The 20,210-nt window shown below is 69.6% G+C and carries 18 protein-coding genes; 6 read left to right on the top strand and 12 right to left on the bottom strand.

The annotated features are described in order from the left end of the window. Nucleotides 1-15: 15 nt before the first annotated feature. The gene (locus tag ACIPYT_RS05270) at nucleotides 16-1,581 is read left to right on the top strand and encodes a S8 family peptidase (protein ID WP_401071329.1); all 1,566 of its coding nucleotides are present in this window, start codon (nucleotides 16-18) and stop codon (nucleotides 1,579-1,581) included. A gap of 86 nt (nucleotides 1,582-1,667) precedes the next feature. Beyond that, nucleotides 1,668-4,163 carry a CHAT domain-containing protein gene (locus ACIPYT_RS05265; RefSeq protein WP_401071327.1) on the top strand — a complete coding sequence of 832 codons (2,496 nt, stop codon included), beginning with the start codon at nucleotides 1,668-1,670 and terminating at the stop codon, nucleotides 4,161-4,163. 227 nt (nucleotides 4,164-4,390) lie between these two features. Here the strand turns inward: ACIPYT_RS05265 and ACIPYT_RS05260 are convergent, their stop codons facing one another. Genes ACIPYT_RS05260 through ACIPYT_RS05240 form a run of 5 tightly spaced genes read right to left on the bottom strand, consistent with a single transcriptional unit; the run spans nucleotide 4,391 to nucleotide 8,832 of the window. Next, nucleotides 4,391-5,170, bottom strand: coding sequence for a DeoR/GlpR family DNA-binding transcription regulator (locus ACIPYT_RS05260; protein ID WP_401071325.1), 780 nt, complete (start codon nucleotides 5,168-5,170; stop codon nucleotides 4,391-4,393). 4 nt (nucleotides 5,171-5,174) lie between these two features. After that, nucleotides 5,175-6,026, bottom strand: coding sequence for a ketose-bisphosphate aldolase (locus tag ACIPYT_RS05255; RefSeq protein ID WP_401071323.1), 852 nt, complete (start codon nucleotides 6,024-6,026; stop codon nucleotides 5,175-5,177). Continuing rightward, nucleotides 6,023-6,955 (bottom strand): 1-phosphofructokinase family hexose kinase, encoded by a 933-nt coding sequence (locus tag ACIPYT_RS05250; protein ID WP_401071321.1) that lies wholly within the window; start codon nucleotides 6,953-6,955, stop codon nucleotides 6,023-6,025. The genes ACIPYT_RS05255 and ACIPYT_RS05250 overlap by 4 nt, the downstream gene beginning before the upstream one ends. Beyond that, nucleotides 6,952-7,911, bottom strand: coding sequence for an ROK family protein (locus ACIPYT_RS05245; protein ID WP_401071319.1), 960 nt, complete (start codon nucleotides 7,909-7,911; stop codon nucleotides 6,952-6,954). The genes ACIPYT_RS05250 and ACIPYT_RS05245 overlap by 4 nt, the downstream gene beginning before the upstream one ends. Nucleotides 7,912-7,935: 24 nt before the next feature. Continuing rightward, nucleotides 7,936-8,832: an SIS domain-containing protein gene (locus ACIPYT_RS05240; protein ID WP_401071317.1), complete on the bottom strand. Its 897-nt coding sequence runs from the start codon at nucleotides 8,830-8,832 to the stop codon at nucleotides 7,936-7,938. 246 nt (nucleotides 8,833-9,078) lie between these two features. Between ACIPYT_RS05240 and ACIPYT_RS05235 the strand changes: the two genes are divergently transcribed. Genes ACIPYT_RS05235 through ACIPYT_RS05225 form a run of 3 tightly spaced genes read left to right on the top strand, consistent with a single transcriptional unit; the run spans nucleotide 9,079 to nucleotide 12,278 of the window. Then, the gene (locus ACIPYT_RS05235; RefSeq protein WP_401071315.1) at nucleotides 9,079-10,329 is read left to right on the top strand and encodes an extracellular solute-binding protein; all 1,251 of its coding nucleotides are present in this window, start codon (nucleotides 9,079-9,081) and stop codon (nucleotides 10,327-10,329) included. Between the two features lie 48 nt (nucleotides 10,330-10,377). After that, nucleotides 10,378-11,355: a carbohydrate ABC transporter permease gene (locus ACIPYT_RS05230; protein WP_401071312.1), complete on the top strand. Its 978-nt coding sequence runs from the start codon at nucleotides 10,378-10,380 to the stop codon at nucleotides 11,353-11,355. A gap of 2 nt (nucleotides 11,356-11,357) precedes the next feature. Further along, the gene (locus tag ACIPYT_RS05225; RefSeq protein WP_401071310.1) at nucleotides 11,358-12,278 is read left to right on the top strand and encodes a carbohydrate ABC transporter permease; all 921 of its coding nucleotides are present in this window, start codon (nucleotides 11,358-11,360) and stop codon (nucleotides 12,276-12,278) included. Nucleotides 12,279-12,485: 207 nt separating this feature from the next. Here ACIPYT_RS05225 and ACIPYT_RS05220 read toward each other — a convergent pair whose 3' ends face one another. From ACIPYT_RS05220 to ACIPYT_RS05210, 3 genes are all read right to left on the bottom strand, one after another. Then, on the bottom strand, nucleotides 12,486-13,895 hold the full coding sequence (locus ACIPYT_RS05220) for an SIR2 family protein (protein ID WP_401071309.1): 1,410 nt from the start codon (nucleotides 13,893-13,895) through the stop codon (nucleotides 12,486-12,488). Nucleotides 13,896-13,977: 82 nt separating this feature from the next. Further along, nucleotides 13,978-15,174, bottom strand: coding sequence for an ROK family protein (locus ACIPYT_RS05215; RefSeq protein WP_401071307.1), 1,197 nt, complete (start codon nucleotides 15,172-15,174; stop codon nucleotides 13,978-13,980). A gap of 110 nt (nucleotides 15,175-15,284) precedes the next feature. Continuing rightward, the gene (locus ACIPYT_RS05210) at nucleotides 15,285-15,584 is read right to left on the bottom strand and encodes a chorismate mutase (protein WP_401071305.1); all 300 of its coding nucleotides are present in this window, start codon (nucleotides 15,582-15,584) and stop codon (nucleotides 15,285-15,287) included. Nucleotides 15,585-15,653: 69 nt separating this feature from the next. On the opposite strand from ACIPYT_RS05210, the gene ACIPYT_RS05205 reads away from it, so the two are divergent. Next, on the top strand, nucleotides 15,654-16,847 hold the full coding sequence (locus ACIPYT_RS05205; RefSeq protein WP_401071303.1) for an AI-2E family transporter: 1,194 nt from the start codon (nucleotides 15,654-15,656) through the stop codon (nucleotides 16,845-16,847). Nucleotides 16,848-16,909: 62 nt separating this feature from the next. On the opposite strand, the gene ACIPYT_RS05200 is transcribed toward ACIPYT_RS05205, so the two are convergent. From ACIPYT_RS05200 to ACIPYT_RS05185, 4 genes are read right to left on the bottom strand one after another with little or no spacing between them, the layout of a single operon-like run. Next, nucleotides 16,910-17,833: an ABC transporter substrate-binding protein gene (locus tag ACIPYT_RS05200; protein ID WP_401071302.1), complete on the bottom strand. Its 924-nt coding sequence runs from the start codon at nucleotides 17,831-17,833 to the stop codon at nucleotides 16,910-16,912. A 49-nt stretch (nucleotides 17,834-17,882) separates the two neighbouring features. Further along, the gene (locus ACIPYT_RS05195; protein ID WP_401071300.1) at nucleotides 17,883-18,617 is read right to left on the bottom strand and encodes an ABC transporter permease; all 735 of its coding nucleotides are present in this window, start codon (nucleotides 18,615-18,617) and stop codon (nucleotides 17,883-17,885) included. Beyond that, entirely contained in the window at nucleotides 18,614-19,294 is a 681-nt protein-coding gene (locus ACIPYT_RS05190; protein WP_401071299.1) for an ABC transporter permease, read from the bottom strand. Before ACIPYT_RS05190 ends, ACIPYT_RS05195 begins: the two co-directional genes overlap by 4 nt. Continuing rightward, nucleotides 19,291-20,178 carry an ABC transporter ATP-binding protein gene (locus tag ACIPYT_RS05185; RefSeq protein WP_401071297.1) on the bottom strand — a complete coding sequence of 296 codons (888 nt, stop codon included), beginning with the start codon at nucleotides 20,176-20,178 and terminating at the stop codon, nucleotides 19,291-19,293. The genes ACIPYT_RS05190 and ACIPYT_RS05185 overlap by 4 nt, the downstream gene beginning before the upstream one ends. Nucleotides 20,179-20,210 lie beyond the last annotated feature (32 nt).

The raw sequence follows: 20,210 nt of genomic DNA, 5'->3' as shown, positions 1-20,210 counted from the left end.
CGGAGGGGACCGACCATGGAACAGCCGAGGGGATGGAGCTGGCAGGACAGGGCGGAGGGATCGATCCGCCGAGGGACGGCATTGGATCCGAACGTCGAGCCGACCGAGGGCGTGCGCGCCTTCCCGACCGCGTATCTGCCGGAGCACCTGCTGATCACGTTCGACCGCGACAACGACCATGAGGCGTACGACGGGGAGGTCAAGGCCCTGCGGGAGGCCGCCGCGTCGTTCGGCTGGGAGCTCGACCTCGAGTCACCCGACGCCAGGATGAACGCCGCGCCGCTGCTGCCCGGCGTCCCGGGGTTCCTGCGCGCCCGGCTGCTCACCCCCGACGAGGCCGCGCGCGGGGAGTCGCCGGTGCCGCCCGACGCGTGGCGGGTGCTGCAGCGCGCCCGCCGCAGCACCCGGTCGCCGATGCCGCGCACGAGTCTCGAACACGTCGTGTCGATCGACCCGGTCGGGCTGAACCCCTTCAGCCGCACCAATCCCTTCAGCCGCACGAACCCGTTCAGCCGCACCAACCCCGCGCGCGGCGGCGGAGCCGGCGGCAGCGACGACTACCTCGAACCGGGGCGCGGGGCCCGGCAGCCGGTGACGTGGGTGGGGCCGGCGCCGCAGCGCACCGCCACGCCCAAGCGCGGCCGTCGACCCGTCGTGGCCGTGCTCGACACCGGCTGCGGCGTGCACGACTGGCTTCCCGACGACATCGTCACACGCCGGGTCGAGCTCGACGGCGTGCCGATCGGGCTGACCGACGACGCCGACCCCGAGCGATACCCCGACCTGTACGGGCAGCTCGACGGCGAGATCGACGCGGTCGCCGGGCACGGCACGTTCATCGCGGGCATCATCCGCCAGGCCGCGCCGGATTCCGACATCCTGTCGGTGCGGATGGCGGGGGCGCTCGGCGTGATCGATGAGAGCACGTTCCTCACGACCGTCGCCCAGGTCGTGGAGCTGCTGCGGCGGCACCGCGAGGATCCGTCGACCGGGCATCCGATCGACGTGCTGAACCTGTCGCTCGGGTACTACCACGAGACGCCCGAGGACGGACTCTTCAGCACGACGCTGACCGCCCTGCTCGCGAAGGCCCGCGAGCTCGGCTGCGTCGTGGTGTGCTCGGCGGGCAACGACGCGATCGATCGTCCGTCGTTCCCGGCGTCGCTGTGGCCGTGGCCGGGGGCCGACAACGGCATCGCGCCCGACAAGGACGCACCGCTCGTGTCGGTCGGCGCGCTGAACCCCTCGAGCCGGTCGGTCGCGCTGTTCTCGAACGTCGGACCGTGGGTCCGCGTGTACGCGCCCGGAGCCGCGATCGTGAGCACGTCGCCGGCGTTCGTCGGGGGCGAGCAGGCGTCGACCAGGGCCGATGTCGACGGGCTGCATCGGGAGACCATCGACCCCGACGACTACCGCGGCGGCTTCGCGATCTGGAGCGGCACCTCGTTCGCAGCGCCGTACGTGGCCGGGCGCATCGCCGCCCAGCTCGGGGTGGTGCCGCCGGTCGGGGTCACGACCGCGGTGGCGGTGAAGGCGGTGGCCGCTGTCGTGAAAGGACTCCCGGCACCCCGGACCACGTAGCGTCGCGTCCGTCACCTGCAACATCCTCGAACCGGGATGCTGTCACGAGGCTTCCGCGGGGTCGCACATGACGGCATCCTGGGAGGATGCCCCTGACCGCGCACGAGTTGCACCAGCGTGGCGTCGCCGCGGCCAATGCCCGACGATTCGGACAGGCGCGTCGAGCGCTCGCCACCGCCTCGGCGCGCACCGACGACGACGACCTCCGCGCGCGCATCGACGGCACGATGTCGTACGTGCTCGCCCAGACCGGCGACCCCGCAGAAGCCGAGCGCCTCTCGCGCGACGCGCTCGGCCGGCCCGGACTGCGGCCCGACACCGTCGCGGTGCTCGACGGCCAGCTCGGGACGCTCCTCATGCACGGCGGGCGCCTCGACGAGGCCGACCGCCACCTGACGCGCGCGATCGACGCGCTCGACACGGCTTCGGTCGAGCGCGCGAACCTGCTCATGAGCAGATCCATGGTCGAGATGCAGCGCCACCGCCTCTCGGCCTGCACCTCCGACCTCCGCGCGGCGATCGCGGTGTACGAGGCGCTCGGAGAGGACGAGCCGCTCGCCGAGGCCCAGCACAACCTCGGCTACGCGGCGCTGCTCGGGGGCGACCTCGTCACGGCGCTCGGACTCATGACCGCCTCGCGCCCGACGTTCGCGGCGACCAGCGCCCTGGCCGCCGCGATCAGCGACCTCGACCGCGCGGAGGTGCTGCGCGATGCGGGTCTCACGACCGAGGCCGAAGCGCTGCTCGACGACGTCGCACGGCAGTTCGGTGCACAGCGCATGCGTCAGTCCCGCGGCGAGGCCGAGTTCCATCTCGCACGGTCGCTCCTGCGTCACGACCCGGCCGGCGCCGAACGGGCAGCGGCCACCGCTGCCCGCCGCTTCACCGCGCTCGGCAGCGAGAGCTGGGCGGCGCGAGCCGACGCCGTGCGCCTCGAAGCGCGGCTGCGGTCGCGACCCGGCACCCCGATCGACGCCGAGCAGTTCGCGCGCACGAGCGCCGCGCTCACACGAGGCGGGTTCGAGACCGAAGCCACCGCCCTGACTCTGACCGCACGACTCGTCGACGACAAGCGGATGCCGCGGCTCTCCCCCGCGGCGTCGACGCCGTTGCGTCTGCGGGCGCAGGAGGTGCGCGCGGTGCGCGCCACGACCGCGGGTCAGCCGGTCGCCGCTCGTCGCGCGGCCGCGGCCGGGCTCGAGCTGTTGACCTCCTGGCAGCAGTCGTTCGGCGCCCTCGACCTGCAGGCCTCGATCGCCATGCACGGCACCGAGCTCATGTTCGCCGGGCTCGTGGCGGCCGCGCGCTCGCACGACCCCGCCGTGCTGTTCGAGTGGTCGGAGCGCGCGCGCCATCTCAGTCAGCAGGTGGCTCCGGTTCGTCCGCCACGCGACCCCGCCCTGGCCGCCGACCTCGCGGAGCTGCGCATGCTGCGCGCCGATCTCGCGGGCTCCGACTGGACCACCGACCCCCGCGTGCGTGCGCTACGCGATCGGGTGCGCGACCGGCAGTGGTCGTCGACCGGCGCCGGCGCGAACCGCGGCAGGGTCGACCTCGCGACGACGCGCGCACGTCTCGAGCCCGGCACCGCCGTGCTCGCGTACGTGTACACCGGCGCCGATCTCCTGTGCGTCGCGGTGACCGCCACGGGCGCGACCATCGTGGAGCTGTCGTGGTCGCGCATCCGCACAGCGCTCGACGGGCTGCGGGCCGACCTCGACGTGGCAGCGCTCACGCACGGCGGGCAGATGGCGCACGTCGTGGGTCGAGCGCTCGACGAACGGATGCAGGAGCTCGATGACGCGCTGCTCCGCCCCGTGTTCGCGGCTGCGGGCGGCGCCGACCATCTCGTGCTCACCGTTCCCGGCATCCTCGGGGGCATCCCGTGGGCGATGCTGCCCGGCACCGCCGGTGTGCCGTTCACGATCGCGACGTCGGTCTCGCACTGGCTCGGCTCCCTCCCGGCACGCGCCGGCGTGGATGCGCGAGGGGCCGCCCGAGACCACCGCGCCGCGTCGGGATCCGTCGCTCAGGACAGGGGCGACGGTCGCCGCGCGGGATTCGCAGCGGGGCCACGGGTGGCTCGCGCCGAGGAGGAGGTGCGCACGGCCTCGAGCGCATGGGCCGACGCCTCCGTGCTCACGGGTGACAGCGCCCGTGTCGCCGACGTGATCGACCTCGCGGCACGGTCGGACGTGCTGCACATCGCCGCCCACGGCCGCCATGCGGTCGACAACCCCCTGTTCTCGGGGTTCGAACTCGTCGACGGCACCCTGTTCGGCTACGACGTCGATCTGATCCCGCACACCCCCGAGACGGTGCTCCTGTCGGCGTGCGAGCTCGGGCGGTCGTCCGTGCGCTGGGGAGAGGAGGCTCTGGGCATGACGCGCGTCTGGCTGCACGCCGGCACACGCTGCGTGATCGCCGCCCCTGCGGTGGTCGCCGACGATGTCGCGTGCGAGCTGCTCGGCGCGGTGCACGCGCGTCTCGCGGCGGGCGCCGCGCCGGCCGATGCGCTGGCCTCGGCATCCGCCTCGACGGGTCTGCGCGCCCCGTTCCAGTGCCACGGAGACGGGTTCTGAGACTTTTCTCCACTCGATGTATCAGAACACCGGCATCCCGCTCCTGATCTGCAGAAGGTGCCACGCGAAGGGCTTCGGAGACGGAGCGCGAGGGAGGCGCGGTCGAATCAGGGGATACCTCGTGCACTGGGGAGTGCGAGGACGGCACGGCCACCATCTACTCCGGGGATGTCGCGAGGGGTCGCGACATCCCCACCCGGGGTCGCCGGGAGGATGCCGGGAGGACGTCAGCCCGCGGTCACGACCTCGTAGCCCGCAGCGCGCAGGGCCGCGAGGTCGGCGGGCGTCGCCCCGTCGTCGGTGAGGAGCACGGGGAACAGCTCCGCACCGCCGACGGCGGCGAAGGCCACCCTGCCGAGCTTGCTGCTGTCGGTGACGACCACGGCACGGCCCGCCCGCTCGGCCATCATGCGGTTCACGGCCGCCTCGCGTTCGTCCTGCGTGCTCGCTCCGGACTCGGCATCCATGCCGTTCACCCCGATGAACGCTATGTCGAGACGCACGCCGCGCAGCAGCTGCTCGACGAACGGCCCGACCAGCTCGTAGCTGCGGGAGTGGATGACCCCGCCCGTCACGACCACCTTGATGTCGGGTCGCGTGGCGAGCTGCGCGGCGATGTTCACCGCGTTCGTCACCACCGTGATGCCGGCACCGGATGCGAGATCGTCGCGCGACGCGAGCGCCGCCGCGATCGCGGTCGTGGTCGTGCCGCCGGAGAGGCCGACCACCATGCCGGGGGCGACGAGGGCCGCCGCCGCTCGCGCGATGCTCTCCTTCTGCTGCGTGCGCAGATGGCTCTTGTAGCGGATCGGCAGCTCGTAGGCCACCGTCTGGGCGACCGCGCCACCGTGCGTGCGGGTGAGCAGCCGCTGCTCCGCGAGCGAGTCGAGATCGCGTCGGGTGGTGGCGGGCGACGCCCCGAAGCGCTCGACGAGGTCGTCGACGCCGACCTCGCCCGTGGCCGCGAGCAGGTCGAGGATCGCGTGGAGACGGGCGGCGCGCTTCATGGCTCTATCCTGCCGCGACCGGGGCGAGAGCGAACAGACGCAGCAAGCGGGCGGCCTCGTCGGCGAGCGCGTCGCGTGCAGGGTCGTGGTACTTCCGCGAGTCGACGAGGGCCGCATCGGCATCGAGCACCTCCCGGATCGCACGGGTGAAGAAGCCGTTCAGGTGCGTCGACACGTTGATCTTGGTCATGCCCGCCCGCACCGCCAGCGCGATCACCTCATCCGCGACACCCGACGACCCGTGCAGCACGAGCGGCACCGGCACCGCGTCGCGCAGACGGGAGATCAGGTCGAGATCGAGGGATGCCGTGCGCGCCGTCATCGCGTGCGATGAACCCACCGCCACGGCGAGCGCGTCGACGCCGGTCGCCGCGACGAACGCCCGCGCCTCGGCCGGATCGGTGCGCACTCCCGGAGCATGAGCGCCGTCCTTGCCGCCGACCTCGCCCAGCTCGCCCTCGACGAACACGCCCGCCTCATGGGCGCGCGCGACGACGGCAGCCGTGACCGCGACGTTCTCGTCGTACGGAAGCGCGCCGCCGTCGAACATGACCGAGCCGAAACCCAGAGCGACCGCCTCGTCGACGAGCTCAGGACGCTCGGCGTGGTCGAGGTGCACGGCGATCGGGGTCTCCGCCCGGCGGGCGATCGCGAGCGTCGCCAGCGCGATCGGCTCGAGGCCCCCGTGGTAGTCGGCGCAGTTCTGCGAGATCTGCAGCACCACGGGCAACCGCGCCTGCGCGGAGGCCTGCACGAGGGCCTCGGCGGTCTCGAGGTGGATCACGTTGAACGCGCCGATGCCGGTGCCGCGGGCGGCGGCATCCGACACGAGGTCGCGGGCGGAGACGAGGGTCACGGTCGTTCCTCTCGGGGTGTGGACGTGACGACGAGTCGCTGTTCGAGAGCGGACCAGTCGTCGGAGATCTCGCCGGCGAGCGGCATGGTCACCGCGGCGGCCGACCACGCCGTGGCGCGGCGGAGCACGGTCTCGGTGTCGCGCACGCCGTCGGCGTACAGCGCGGCGCACGCGGCGACGGCGGCGTCGCCCGCGCCGGTCGGGTTGCCGGCGAGCGGCGCGTCGAGCCGCGCGTGCGTCACGGTCTCAGCGGTCACCGCGAGCATGCCCTCGGCGCCCCTCGACAGCAGCACGAGCCCGGCGCCGCGTGCGAGCAGCGCGCGAGCCCCCTCGACCGGATCGGCGATGCCGGTCGCCTCGACGAGTTCGGCGGCGTTGGGTTTGAGGACGGATGCTCCGGCATCCGCCGCCCGCAGCAGCGCAGGTCCCGAGGTGTCGACGATCACGGGCACCCCCGCATCCGCGGCTGTGCCGATCAGGAGCGGCACGAACGACCCCGGCGCTCCGGGCGGCAGGCTGCCCGAGATCACGAGCACGCGAGCGCTCGGCAGCGCGTCGACGACCTCGCCGAACAGTGCGGCCCACTCGGCATCAGTGGGGTTCTCCCCGCGCTCGTTCACGATCGTCGTGTCGCCGAGCGCCTCGTCGACGAGTGCGACGGTCTGGCGGGTGGGAGCGGCGACCTGCACGAGTCGGTGCGGCACGCCGCTCGCGCCGAGGTCGGCGACGAACGCGACTCCGGTGCGCCCACCCGCCGTCGTGAGCGCGAGCACCGAGGCGCCCTGCGCATGTGCGACCCTCGCCACGTTGATGCCCTTGCCGCCGGAGCGCGCCGCCCCGGCATCCGCGCGGTGCGTCGCTCCGGGGGTCAGTCGATCGACGCGCCACGTGAGGTCGAGGGCGGGATTCGGGGTGACCGTGAGGATCATGTCAGCTCCCTCGCGCGCAGCGCCGCCCCGAGGATTCCCGCGTTGCCGGAGAGCTCGGCCGACACGAGATCAGGGAGTCGGTGGAAGCTCAACCGTTCGGCGAGCCTCGACCGCAGACCGTCGAACAGGGGCGCCCCCGCGCGCGAGAGTCCGCCGCCGATCACGACGGCCTGCGGGGCGACGACGGCGGTGAGCTGCGCGAGCGAGAGCGCGAGGGCGTCGAGGGCGGAGTCCCAGATCTGCTGAGCGGCACGGTCGCCGGAGGCGGCACGGGCGATCACGTCCTTCGCGCCGTCGGGCACCACGCCGGTCGCCTCGACGTAGCGGCGGACGATGGCTCCTGCCGAGGCGACGGCCTCGAGGCATCCTCGGGCTCCGCACGGGCAGACGGGTCCGTCGGCGATCGGCGAGTGTCCGATCTCCCCGGCGTACCCGCCCGAGGTGTACGGACGCCCGTCGAGGATCAGCGCGCCCGCGATGCCGGTGCCGATCACGAGCACCACCGCGTCGGTGTACGCCCGTGCGCCGCCGAGCAGATGCTCGGCCCAGCTCGCGGCACGCACGTCATGGTCGAACGCCACCGGCAGCGCGAGTCGCGCCTCCGCGAGGGCGCGGATGGGGGAGTTCCGCCAGCCGAGGTTGCTCGCGAAGACCCCGATCCCGGCATCCGCGTCGACGATGCCGGGCACGACGAGGCCGACCGCGCGCGGGGCGACGTCGGGGTGGGCGTCGGTCAGCTCGTCGGCGAGATCGGCGAGGCGGTCGATGATCGCGGCCGTGCGGTCACCCTCGACCACGGGGGTCGGCGTGCGGCGCAGGTCGAGGGCCGCCCCGTCGGCGGCGAACAGGGCGGACTTGATGTCCGTGCCGCCGACGTCGAAGGCGAGCACGGGGGCGCCGGGGCCGAGCGACGGCGCCCCGACGAGACGCATCCCGCCCTCGTCAGACGTGCTCATCGGCTTCTCCGCGGGTGGCTGAGGTCACGCATCCAGGATGACGGATCGGGTGAGGTTGCGGGGCTGATCGGGGTCGAGCCCGCGCGCCACGGCACGGTCGAGCGCGACCCGGTGCAGCCGCACGAGATCGGCCATCGGATCGATCGGATGCTGCACGAAGCGCGCCCCCGTCGCCTCGACCTGCGCGGCGAGACCGGCGGGCGCTTCGCCGAACTGCCAGGTGACGCGACCGGGAGCGGCGATCGCCAGCGGGCCGTGCCGGTACTCCATCGAGCCGTAGGACTCGGTCCACGACTGCGACGACTCACGCATCTTGAGGGCAGCCTCGTGCGCGAGGCCGACGGTCCAGCCGCGGCCGAGGAACGTGTACTGCTCGGCGTCGCGGAGCGCGGGGTCGTCGTCGGCGGCGAGCACGGCACGGGCGTCGTCGATCGCCGACGTGAGGTCCTCCCCCAGCGATGCCCGGAAGAGTGCGAGCGCGGTCGTGGCGAACCGGGTCTGGACGACCGACTGCTCATCGGCGAAGGGCAGCAGCACCGCCTCGTCGACCATGTCGACCAGCGGAGACGTCGGGTCGCCGATCACGCCGACGACCGGGGTGCGGCCCGCGATGCGCTCGACCAGCTCGAGCACCTCGGTCGTGGTGCCCGACCGGGTCAGTGCGACCACGGCGTCGTAGCCGCGGTCGACGAAGGCCTCCGAGGCCGCGAACGCGTCCGTCTCGCCCTGCCCCGCGGTCTCACGGAGGTTCGCGTACGCCTGGGCGATGAACCACGACGTGCCGCAGCCGACGACGGCGACCCGCGCTCCGGCCGAGGGCAGCAACGCCTGCTGATCGCGGAGGTCTGCCGCGCGCGCCCAGGTGTCGGGCTGCGAGGTGAGCTCTTCGCGCATGTGCGAGCCGGGCCGAGTGAGCGTCATTGCGATCCTCCAGAACGAGAAGTTGCTATTTTGTGATTGTTTTACGCCTGTTTCGATCATAGTATGTCGCTCCAAGAGAACAATGCAAGGTATCTCTTGATTTGTTTATTCTCCTGACAAATAATCGAACTCGATCAGCCGCCGACCTCCGGAACGCGGCCCTACGCACTGTCGCGTGATCACCTCGCGACTGCGCGCATCCTCCGCTCCACCGAGCGGTTCCTGTCACAGTGAGGAATGCACCACATGAAGAAGTCATTGCGGTTCGGGGCGGTCGCGCTTGCGGCGGTCACCACTCTTTCTCTCGCCTCGTGCGGCTTCAGCGGCGGCTCGGGAGGCGACGGCGGCGATGCCGACGGAAAGACCACGCTCGACATGCTCGTACCCAGTTACTCCGACGCGACCAAGGGGCTGTGGGAAGACGTGATCGACGGGTTCGAGAAGGCGAACCCCGACATCACCGTGAACCTCGAAGTGCAGTCCTGGGACAACCTCGAGAAGGTCGTCTCGACCAAGATCCAGGCCGGCGAGGCACCGGACATCTACAACGGCGGACCGTTCGCCGGCTTCGTCGGCGATGACCTGCTCTACCCGGCGAAGGACGTCGTCTCGGAGGACACCTACTCCGACTTCCAGGACTCGTTCATCGCGAACGCCGAGGTCGACGGCACCGCCTACGCGCTCCCGCTCATCGCGTCCGCCCGCGCGCTGTTCGTGAACAACACGCTGCTCGAACAGGCCGGTGTGACCGAGGCCCCGAAGACCTGGGACGAACTGCTGGATGCCGCGACCAAGGTCTCCGCTCTCGGCGGCGGGGTCGCCGGGTACGGCATGCCGCTCGGGTCCGAGGAGGCCCAGGCCGAGGCGGCCGTGTGGCTGTGGGGCGGCGGCGGGTCGTTCGGCGACGCCTCCGAGATCACGATCGACACCCCCGAGAACCTCGTGGGCGCCGAGCAGATCAAGAAGATGATCGACGCCGGCGCGACGCAGGCCGACCCCGGGTCCACGCAGCGGTCGCCGCTGATGGACATCTTCATCCAGGGCAAGATCGGGATGCAGGTCGGGCTGCCGCCCACGGTCGGCCAGATCGAGGAGAACAACCCCGAGCTCGACTACTCGATCGTGCCGATCCCGACGAAGGACGGTTCGGCGTTCACGCTCGGCGTCATGGACCAGCTCATGGCCTTCCAGAACGACGGCGACAAGAAGGACGCGATCACGAAGTTCTTCGACTACTACTACTCGGCCGACGTCTACGTGCCGTGGGTGCAGGCCGAGGGCTTCCTGCCCGTCACGAAGTCCGGAGCCGAGCAGCTCGCCGGCGACGAGAAGCTGAAGCCGTTCCTCGACGTGCTCCCCGACGCGCAGTTCTACCCGTCGACGAACCCGAAGTGGTCGGCCGCCGACGGTGCGTTCAAGTCGCTGTTCGGTCAGCTGCAGTCGAAGTCGGCGCAGGACGTGCTGACCGAGATCCAGGCTCAGGTCGACGCGGGCTGAGCCCGCTCACCCGCTGACACCGACAGACGGAGAGGTTCGCGCATTCCCATGAGCCAGACCACAGAATCCTCGAACCTCGCGGGGGCGGCCACCGGCCGCCCCCGCACCCGGGGCGCATCCGGGTCGGATCCCGCGCCGCGCAAGCCCGGCGGCAAGGACCTGCTCCAGGCGCTGCCCTGGATCGCTCCCGCGCTCGTGCTCATCATCGGCGTCGTGCTGTTCCCCGCGGGCGTCATGTTCTTCAACTCCACCAGGGACATCTCGCTCTCGGGTCTCGACAAAGGGTCGGTCGGGTTCGACAACTTCGCGACCGTGTTCGGGTTCGCGGAGTTCTGGCCGATCCTGGGCCGCACGATCGTGTGGGTCGTCGCGGTCGTGTTCTTCACGGTCGCGATCTCGCTCGGCCTCGCGCAGATCCTCAACAAGGCGTTCCCCGGCCGGCAGATCGTGCGCATGGCCGTGATCGTGCCGTGGGCGGCGTCCGTCGTCATGACGACGATGGTGTTCTACTACAGCCTCGAGCCGTACTTCGGGGTGTTCAACAAGTTCCTCTACGACATCGGGCTGTCCGACGACGCGGTCGGCTACGGGTGGACCAAGAACCCGGCCACCGCGTTCACCTGGTCGATCGTCATCGCGATCTTCGTGTCGCTGCCGTTCACGACCTACACGATCCTCGCCGGCCTCCAGACCGTGCCGGCGGACGCGATCGAGGCGGCGAAGATGGACGGTGCAGGCCCCGCCCGCACGTATTGGACGATCATCCTGCCCCAGCTGCGCAGCGCCCTCGCCGTCGCAATCCTCATCAACATCATCAACGTCTTCAACTCGCTGCCGATCTTGAAAGTCATGACCGGGTCGATCCCCGGGTACGGCGCCGACACGATCATGACGATGATCTTCAAGTACATCGAGCTGCAGAAGAAGGTCGACGTCGCGAGCGCCCTGTCGGTCGTCGCCTTCCTGATCGTGATCGTGATCGTCGCGATCTACGTCAAGGCCGTCAAGCCCATGAAGGAGGTCTGATCATGACCATGACCGAGACCGCCCTCGTCACCACCGCGGGGTCCGCACCGGCTCCCCGCATCCCCGGCCGCAAGCGCCGCTACACCGCCGACCAGGTCACGCTGCCCCGCGTCATCCTGCGCATGGCCGCCGGGCTCCTCGTGCTCGCGATCTTCGTGCTGCCCTACCTGATCATGTTCTTCGGATCCGTGAAGACGAAGGCGCAGATCCGCTCGGTCGACCCCACCTACCTCCCGGTCGAATGGCACTGGGAGAACTACTTCACGATGTGGTCGACACCCGAGACGCCGCTGCCGTACAACCTCATCTCGACCGTCGTGATCTCGGTGTTCGCGACGCTGCTCGTGCTGCTGGTGTCGCTCCCGGCCGCGTACTACACGGCCCGCTTCCGGTTCCCGGGGCGCATGGTGTTCCTGTTCCTCGTCATCGTGACGCAGATGCTGCAGCCCGCCGTGCTCACCTCGGGTCTGTTCCGCCAGTTCACGACGCTCGGACTCGGCGACACCTGGGCGGCGATGATCTTCATCAACGCCGCCTTCAACCTGTCGTTCGCGGTGTGGATCATGCACTCGTTCTTCGCCGGCATCCCCAAGGAGGTCGACGAAGCCGCGCAGATCGACGGAGCCGGGCGGTTGACGGTGCTGTTCCGCATCAACCTGCCGCTCGTCTGGCCCGGCATCGTGACGGCGATCGTGTTCACGTTCGTCGCGTGCTGGAACGAGTTCGCCGCCTCGCTCGTGATCCTCTCGACCGACAAGAACCAGCCGCTGTCGGTGGCGCTCACGAAGTTCGTGGGTCAGTACGAGACGAGCTGGCAGTACGTGTTCGGCGTCTCGATCGTCGCGATCCTGCCGGTCGTCATCCTGTTCATGCTGATCGAGAAGCGGCTCGTGGGAGGTCTCACCGCGGGCAGCGTCAAGTAGGGCACGCGCAACGGGATCAGCGACCGCGTCGTCCATTCTCGACGTCGGGCGTCGAGGAGGCCTGGCGCTCGGGAGCGCTCCGGGGATGCCGCGACGAGCTCGCCTGCGAACCGTAGCGACCGGTGATGGCGCTGCGCGACATGCCACTCACGCGGAAAACACCATCCCCCAAGTTCTGGTACGAACTGCTCGATGTAGCCATCGCTCTCACTTCCCTTCCTCAGATGGTAACCCTGCACTGTCGAAAGCGGTCGCGGACAGCCTGACGCTCCACGAGTCTCCGATGTGCGAGAGTTGCTTCACCCAGAGGAACGACGAGGCTTCGTATTCGCGCGCTTCTCCAGGCAACCCGATTGTGACGACGGCTGCCGACATCGGCGGATGCGATGGATGGTCGATAGGGATCGACACTGCCGCGACAGAGCGCCACCGGCGTGTACCTGCGGGCTCCAGATCCTGGATGAGCAAGGACTCGGTACTGAGAGCACGGCCCGCGACCCACGAGCTGTCGTATCCGGATTCCACCGAGCGCAATGCACTGACGTCGCGGTACACCCGATCGTCAGCCGCCCAGCGAACCAATCGCCCCTCCCCGTCTGAGAGCCACAAAGAGACGTTCAACCTGTCGACGTCGAACACCGACCTCATTCGATCGGCCTGATCCACCAGTAGTGCGGCGTACTCCGACTGCAGTTCGGCGAAGCGATCACGATGACGCTCCCACATCGCCCTCGCTCGCTGTTGCGGCGCGAGATAGTTCGGTTCGTTCACATGCCGTAGCTCGCGTATGGCCTGCGCCGCGTCTGCGTGATCGTCGACGAGCACGGCGCGGAGTCCGACTGCCGCCCATTGATCGCGGAGGGCGCCCTTGAGTGACGCGAAGTGGGAGCGATCGAGACGAAAGCCCTCGCGGGCCAGGATCACGAGCGCTGCGTGTCCGCGCGGCGCGGACTTCTTCGCTGTGTGAAACCACTGCCGCACGTCAGGATCTCGATACGACGTGCCCGCGATGACCAGTGCTCCCTTCGAGAGAGCATCATGCAGATACGTCCGTTGCCAGGATGTCTGGTCACCGAGAACATCGAGGAAGTCCGTCAGGGTGAAGATGACGTCCTTTGTCTGCGTGGGGCTGATCACTCCGTGCAGATGATGGACGATCGGCGCCGGAGATGTATCGTCGCCGCCGGCTGCTCTCTCGTCTTCGAGTGCACCTTCGAGGAGTGTGTCGAAGTTCAACGTCACGAGACTCGTCTGCCCAGGCCGCCCGGTGAGAGCATGCGATACCGCTGCTCGGTGCAGAGGAGAACTCTCAGGCGGTGCGGCGACCCTGTACAACTCGTTGCGCACCTTCTCCAACCAGGAGTCTCCGTATCCCGCGCGTGCGGCCTCGGCCACGATCAACGGATCCTGCCGCTGAAGAAGGAGCTCGGCGCTCTTGCGATCGGGTACGGCTCCGCTTCCGAGAAGAAGCCGACTCACCAGGTCGTCCCACCCGGGAAGTCCGGAAGTCGTCGACGCGCCCGCGCCCAACAGGATCGTGGTGTGCTTCTCAGCACCCGACTCGCGAAAGTGCGTCATCAGCTCAGTCGAGAGATCCGGCGCACTCATGCTCATCATGATCACAGTTGAACGACGGCAGTGGTCTGCGACCTCGGCATCTGTGGATTACTCCGGACGGCAACCCCTGACGGCACCGCGTTCAGGTCGCGGGGGCGGATGCCGTGCGCAGCTGCGCCGGGCTCCAGCGCACACCGAGCGCGCTCGACAGCGCGACCTGCGCGACACCCGTGGCGATCGACGCGCGGGCGTCGGCGTAGCGCACCGGCACGTTCACGGTGCCGGTGGCGAGATAGTCGACCTCGGCCTGCACCAGAGCGAGGAAGGGGTCGCCGAGCACACGAGCCGGCCCGCCGATCACGACCTCGGCGGCGTCGAGCACCGCGGCGATGAGTTTCACGACGCGACCGATCGCGCGAGCCCCCGCCGCCAGCCGGGCGGGATCAGCGGCCGCGGCGAGGCCGGAGATGGCCCCGTCGTCGAGCGCGTCGCGGAACCCCGGGCCGAGCAGCGCGGTCAGCGAGGCCTCGGTCTCGAGGCATCCCTGGCGTCCGCACTCGCAGGGGCGCGGGTCGTCGAAGACGACCTGCACGTGCCCGATCTCACCCGCTCGATCACGGGGGCCCGGCGCGAGTTCGCCGTCGAGCGTCACGGCCGCGCCGATGCCGCCGCCGATGTGGATGAACAGCCGATACCCGACCGACGTCTCGGTCACGGCCGCCTCGGCGATCGCCTCGGCATCCACGTCGTTCACGAGCAGCACGGGGACCCCGAGGATCTCCTCGAAGCGGTCGGCGAGGGCGATGTCGCGCCAATCGAGCTGAACGCTCTCGAGCACTCGACGACCGTCCGTGGTACCGGGCAGCTGCGCTCCCACGATGAGCAGACGACCGGCATAGTCCTCGGCGACCTTCGAGAGCGCGGCATCGAGGATGCGATCCCGCGTGCGGAGCGTGTAGTCGACGCGACGCGCGTCGATCTCGGCGCCGTCGAGAGCGATCAGCGAGAGGCGCGCATCGGTGGGACGGATCACCACCACGAGGATCAGGTGGTGCGAGGCGTCGACGCCGAGCGTGGTGGCTCTCTTCCCGCCGGTGCTCGCGGCCTGCGCTCCCTCGACGACGAGCCTGTCGTCGATGAGCTCGGCGACGAGCGACGACGACGTGGCGGCGGTGAGCCCGGTCGCGCGGGCGATGCCGGCCCGCGTCTGCGCGCCGTTCTCGTCGAACACGAGCTGCAGGGCACGACGCAGATTCGCACGACGCACGGATGCCTGCGTCTCGGGGGCGTCGTCGCCGATCAGCATGATGTGCGCTCCGGGGCGTCGGAAGGTTGACACGCGAGGGGCGTCTGCGTACCCTCGGTCATAGTTTAGTCACTGAACTAAGTCGGGTCCCGGGCGAGCGGGTGCTGCACACATCGTCGTTCGCCCGGAAGACCCGGTTCACCTCAACGGCCTTCGGCGGCTTCGGTGTGGTGCCGGATGACCTCGGCGACCACGAAGTTGAACCACTTCTCCGCGAACTCGGGGTCGAGGTGCGCGTCCTCGGCCAGAGCACGCAGGCGCGCGACCTGCTGCTCCTCGCGACCGGGATCGGATGCCGGCATCTCGTGATCCGCCTTGAGGCGCCCCACCTGCTGCGTCGCCCGGAAGCGCTCAGCGAGCATGAAGATGAGCGCGGCGTCGATGTTGTCGATGCTGGAGCGGAGGCGCAGGAGTTCGGCCCGGGGATCTTCGGCGGCGGTCATGCCCCCACTCTACGGGCGAGCGGCCGCGCCCTCTCGGCGAGCACGATGCCCGGCGCTATCGTGATGCACATGAGCGAAGAAGAGCAGTCCTCGTCCGAGACGCCGGCCGCTCCGGCATCCGCTCCCGAGCCGTCACCCGACCCCTCGCCCGATGCGGCCGTCGGACCCGTCCCGCGCGCCGTGGTGATCGAGCCCATGACGCCGAGCCGCTCGTTCTGGACGCGTATCGACCGTCCGTTCGTGTTCGGGTTCCTCGTGACGCTCGGCGGACTCGCCGCGATCCTGCTGGGGCTCGCCCTGTCGAACCTGTCGACCGTGCTGATCTACATCGCTCTCGCGCTCTTCGCCGCACTGGGCCTCGACCCCTCGGTGCGCTTCCTCGAGCGGCGGGGCCTGTCGCGCGCGGTCGCCGTGGTGGCCGTGATCCTCGCCCTCATGGTGGTCGTCGGACTCATCCTCTGGATGGTCGTGCCGATCGTGATCGAGCAGATCGCGAGCTTCGTGCGGTCGGTGCCGGGCATGATCCACGAGTTCACCCGCAGCGACGTCTACGCGACCCTCGAGCGGCAGTTCGGCGACCAGTTCGAAGACCTCGTCGCCGACGTGCAGGCGTTCCTCACCGACCCCGGCAACATCGCGGCTATCGGCGGCGGCGCCCTGCAGATCGGCGCCTCGATCGCGACCGCCATCTCGGGAACGATCGTCGTGCTCGTGCTCACGCTGTACTTCGTCGCGACGCTGCCGATGATCAAGACCGGCCTGCTGCGGCTCGCGCCGGCCCGCGACCGCGCACGCGCCGGCGACATCACCGATCAGATCACCGATTCCGTCGGCGGCTACGTCATGGGAATGGTCGTGCTCGCGTTCTTCAACGCGATCCTCGCCTTCCTGCTGTACCTGTTCCTCGGGCTGCCGTTCCCCCCGCTCATGGCGACCGTCGCGTTCTGCATCACCCTGATTCCCCTCGTCGGTTCGGTGATGTTCTGGATCATCGGCTCCGTGCTCGCGCTGTTCACGAATCCCCTCGGCGCGCTGATCTTCGCGATCGTCTACCTGATCTACATGCAGATCGAGGCATATGTCATCACGCCGCGGGTGATGAACCGGGCGATCGCGATCCCCGGATCGCTCGTCGTGATCGGCGCTCTCGCCGGCGGCACCCTGCTCGGCCTCCTCGGCGCTCTCGTGGCGGTGCCGGTCGCGGCATCCATCCTCATCATCATCAAGCAGGTGTGGATCCCCCGGCAGGATGCCCGGGTCTAGCCGACGAGGCACGCAGAAGCGCCCGGGGCCGAGGCCCCGGGCGCTTCGTATGAGACGACGACTCAGAGAAGGTCGTTGTCGGTCAGCCACTGCTTGGCGATGTCGGCCGCCGACTTCTCGTCGACCGTGCTCTGCACGTTGAGCGCGACGAGCTCCTCGCCGGTCAGCTTGGCGCTGATCGCGTTCAGCACGTCGGAGACCTCGTCGGCGACGTCGCTCGACACGATCGGCACGACGTTCGACGAGATGATGAGGTTCTCGGGGTCTTCCAGGGCCACGATGTCCTCGGTCTCGAACGCCGGGTCGGCCGTGTAGATGTCGCCCACCTGGATCGCTCCGGCGAGCAGCGACTCGAGCGTGGTCGGTCCGGTGGCCGAGAACGCCAGGTCGACGCCGTAGACCTCCTTGGCGCGGGCCGGGCTGTACGGACGCTGCTCGAACTCGGGCGCGGCGCCGATCGTGACCGGCGTCGTGACGTTCTTGAGGTCGCCGATCGAGGTGAGGTCGTTCTCCTCGGCGAAGCTCCTCAGCACCGTGTAGGAGTCCTGGTCGGTGGCCTCGGCGAAGTCGAGCGCCTCGAGGCCGTCGGGCAGTGCATCCTGCAGTGCCGCGAAGACATCGTCGGGGCTCGTGACGGTGACCTCGTCATCGGAGATGAACTCGAGCAGGCTGCCCGTGTACTCGGGGAACACGTCGATCGCGCCGGACTCGACGTCGGGCATGTACGCGTCGCGCTGCCCGATGCTGAACTGGCGATCGACCGTGAGTCCCGAGGCCTCGAGTGCCTGCGCATAGATCTCGGCGATGATCTCGTTGGAGTAGTACGCCTGCGAGCCGATGACGATCGTGTCGCCGCCGCCCGAGTCGCTGCCCGAGTCCGACGGCTCCTCGAGCGGATTGCTCGAGCCGCACGCCGAGAGGGCGAGTGCCGCCGCGGCCACCAGGCCGACGGCGAAGACGGAACGCTTGCCTCGTGATGTGAACATGGACTTCCTCTTCTCTGGAACTGCTGCTGTGTGACGAAGGGTTCGGGGGTCAGGCGGTGGCGGCCGCGGATGCCGTCGACGCGGCGCTCTCACGGTCGCGTCGTCGCGTCGACTGCGCGGTGCGCAGCCCGGCCGGGACGGCGGCGTGCTGGGCGGCGGCGAGGAGCAGGTCGACCAGGAGCGCGAGCAGAGCGACGAGGATCGCCCCCGCCAGCACCTGGTCGAACCGCTGCAGCGGGATGCCCTGGATGATGGGGTATCCGAGACCGCCGAGATTGACGTATGCGGCGATCGTCACGGTCGCGATCACCTGCAGGAGTGCCGAACGGATGCCGCCGACCAGCAGCGGCAGCCCCAGCGGCACCTCGACCTTCCAGAAGACCTGCCAGCCCGTCATGCCCATGGACTTCGCGGCGTCGATCACCCGGCGGTCGATCGCCTCGAGACCTGTGTACGCGCCGGCGAGCAGCGACGGGATCGCGAGCAGCACGAAGGTGATGACAGCCGCCTCCGGCACGCGGAGCACTCCGAGCAGCAGAACCAGCAGGATCAGGAGTCCGAAGGCCGGGATCGCGCGTGCGGCGCCCGATACGGCGACGGCGATCTCGCGTCCCTTCCCGGTATGCCCGATGAGCCATCCGATCGGAACGGCGATCGCTGCCGCGATGAGCACGGAGATGATCGTGAGCGTCAGGTGCTCGCCCAGCAGCTTGGGCAGTGCGTAGTTGCCGGTCCACTGCTCGGGCGCGGTGATCCAGGCGATCGCATCGGCGAAGAGGTTCATGCGGGAGCCCCCACAGCGATCGCCTTGACCGCGCGGCTCTTGGTGGCCGCACGCGTCCACGGCATGAGTGCACGCCCGAGCAACAGCAGGATCAGGTCGATCACGAGCGCGATGATCACGACGGCGATCACGCCGGCGAACACCTCCGCGATGATGCGGCGGTCGAGGCCGTTGGTGAACAGGTAGCCGAGGTTGCGAACGCCGATCAGGATGCCGACCGTCGCGAGCGAGATCGTGCTCACCGCGGTGACCCTGAGCCCTGCGAGGATCACCGGGCCCGCGAGCGGGAACTCCACGGCCCAGAAGCGCCGGAACGGGGCGAACCCGGTCGCGGTCGCCGCCTGCCGCACGTCGTCGTCGACCGAATCGAGGCCGTCGGACACCGCGCGCACGAGGATCGCGATCGCGTAGATCGTGAGGGCCACGATCAGGTTGAACTCGCTGCGGGCCGAGTATCCGGCGACCGAGGGCAGCAGGATCAGCAGCGCGAGCGACGGGATCGTGTACAGCAGCCCGGTGAGCACGATGATGGGCCCGCGCACGAGGCGGAACCGCCAGGCGACCCAGCCGAGCGGGAGCGACAGCACGAACCCGATCACGATCGGGATGATGCTCTGGCGCAGGTGCACCAGCGTCAGGTCGAGGATCAGTCCGAGGTTGTCACTGACCCAGTTCACGGGTGACCGCCCTGCACGGCATCCAGCGCCGCGGTGTCGGGCCCCGACAGCGGGCCGTCGGCCTTCTCGGCCTCGGCCACGATCGCACCCTGTGTGCGCCCCTCGGAGTCGACGACCACGGTGCCGTGCGGTGTCTGCTTCAGGTGCAGAGCCCGGCGTCCGCGATCCGCCCCGATGAAAGTCGCGACGAAGTCGTCTGCCGGGTTCTCGATGATCTCGCTCGGGCTGCCCACCTGCACGATGCGGGCGCCCTTGTCGAGGATCACGACCTGGTCGCCGAGCAGGAACGCCTCGTCGATGTCGTGCGTGACGAACACAACGGTCTTGTCGAGCTCGTGCTGCAGACGCAGCGTCTCCTGCTGCAGGTCAGCCCGCACGATGGGGTCGACGGCACCGAACGGCTCGTCCATCAGCAGGATGTTCGGGTCGGCCGCGAGGCCGCGGGCCACGCCCACGCGCTGCTGCTGCCCGCCCGAGAGCTGACTCGGGTACCGGTCGGCGAGCGCCTGGTCGAGGCCCACCGTGTCGAGCAGCTCACGCGACCGCTGGTGGGCCTGGGCCTTCTTGACGCCGTTCAGGCGGAGCACGGTGGCGACGTTCTCGATCACCGAGAAGTGCGGCATCAGGCCGGAGTTCTGCATCACGTAGCCGATGCTGCGGCGGAGGGCGACCGGGTCACCCGTCAGAACGCTCTCTCCGTCGATCTCGACCTCGCCCGAGGTCGGCTCCACCATGCGGTTGATCATGCGGAGCAGGGTGGTCTTGCCGCATCCCGACGACCCGACGAAGACGGTCGTCTTTCGCGATGGCAGAACCAGACTGAAGTCGTTCACGGCGACGGCGCCGCCGGGGAACTTCTTCGTGACGTTGCGGAATTCGATCATGGCTGTGCTCCAGTCGGTCGATCGACGAGTCG

Origin of the sequence: Microbacterium sp. NPDC089695, assembly GCF_044749085.1 — a bacterium.
Lineage (GTDB): Bacteria > Actinomycetota > Actinomycetes > Actinomycetales > Microbacteriaceae > Microbacterium.
The sequence above is the reverse complement of the archived record's forward strand: the minus strand, read 5'-3'. Positions and strand labels throughout refer to the sequence as shown.

Bases quoted from the DNA above. Each gene is read 5' to 3' on its own strand.
- ACIPYT_RS05230 (WP_401071312.1), top strand. From the start codon at position 10,378: ATGAGCCAGACCACAGAATCCTCGAACCTCGCGGGGGCGGCCACCGGC.
- ACIPYT_RS05270 (WP_401071329.1), top strand. From the start codon at position 16: ATGGAACAGCCGAGGGGATGGAGCTGGCAGGACAGGGCGGAGGGATCG.
- ACIPYT_RS05220 (WP_401071309.1), bottom strand. From the start codon at position 13,895: ATGATGAGCATGAGTGCGCCGGATCTCTCGACTGAGCTGATGACGCAC.
- ACIPYT_RS05235 (WP_401071315.1), top strand. From the start codon at position 9,079: ATGAAGAAGTCATTGCGGTTCGGGGCGGTCGCGCTTGCGGCGGTCACC.
- ACIPYT_RS05240 (WP_401071317.1), bottom strand. From the start codon at position 8,832: ATGACGCTCACTCGGCCCGGCTCGCACATGCGCGAAGAGCTCACCTCG.
- ACIPYT_RS05205 (WP_401071303.1), top strand. From the start codon at position 15,654: ATGAGCGAAGAAGAGCAGTCCTCGTCCGAGACGCCGGCCGCTCCGGCA.
- ACIPYT_RS05250 (WP_401071321.1), bottom strand. From the start codon at position 6,955: ATGATCCTCACGGTCACCCCGAATCCCGCCCTCGACCTCACGTGGCGC.
- ACIPYT_RS05260 (WP_401071325.1), bottom strand. From the start codon at position 5,170: ATGAAGCGCGCCGCCCGTCTCCACGCGATCCTCGACCTGCTCGCGGCC.
- ACIPYT_RS05210 (WP_401071305.1), bottom strand. From the start codon at position 15,584: ATGACCGCCGCCGAAGATCCCCGGGCCGAACTCCTGCGCCTCCGCTCC.
- ACIPYT_RS05200 (WP_401071302.1), bottom strand. From the start codon at position 17,833: ATGTTCACATCACGAGGCAAGCGTTCCGTCTTCGCCGTCGGCCTGGTG.
- ACIPYT_RS05265 (WP_401071327.1), top strand. From the start codon at position 1,668: ATGCCCCTGACCGCGCACGAGTTGCACCAGCGTGGCGTCGCCGCGGCC.
- ACIPYT_RS05185 (WP_401071297.1), bottom strand. From the start codon at position 20,178: ATGATCGAATTCCGCAACGTCACGAAGAAGTTCCCCGGCGGCGCCGTC.
- ACIPYT_RS05245 (WP_401071319.1), bottom strand. From the start codon at position 7,911: ATGAGCACGTCTGACGAGGGCGGGATGCGTCTCGTCGGGGCGCCGTCG.
- ACIPYT_RS05225 (WP_401071310.1), top strand. From the start codon at position 11,358: ATGACCATGACCGAGACCGCCCTCGTCACCACCGCGGGGTCCGCACCG.
- ACIPYT_RS05195 (WP_401071300.1), bottom strand. From the start codon at position 18,617: ATGAACCTCTTCGCCGATGCGATCGCCTGGATCACCGCGCCCGAGCAG.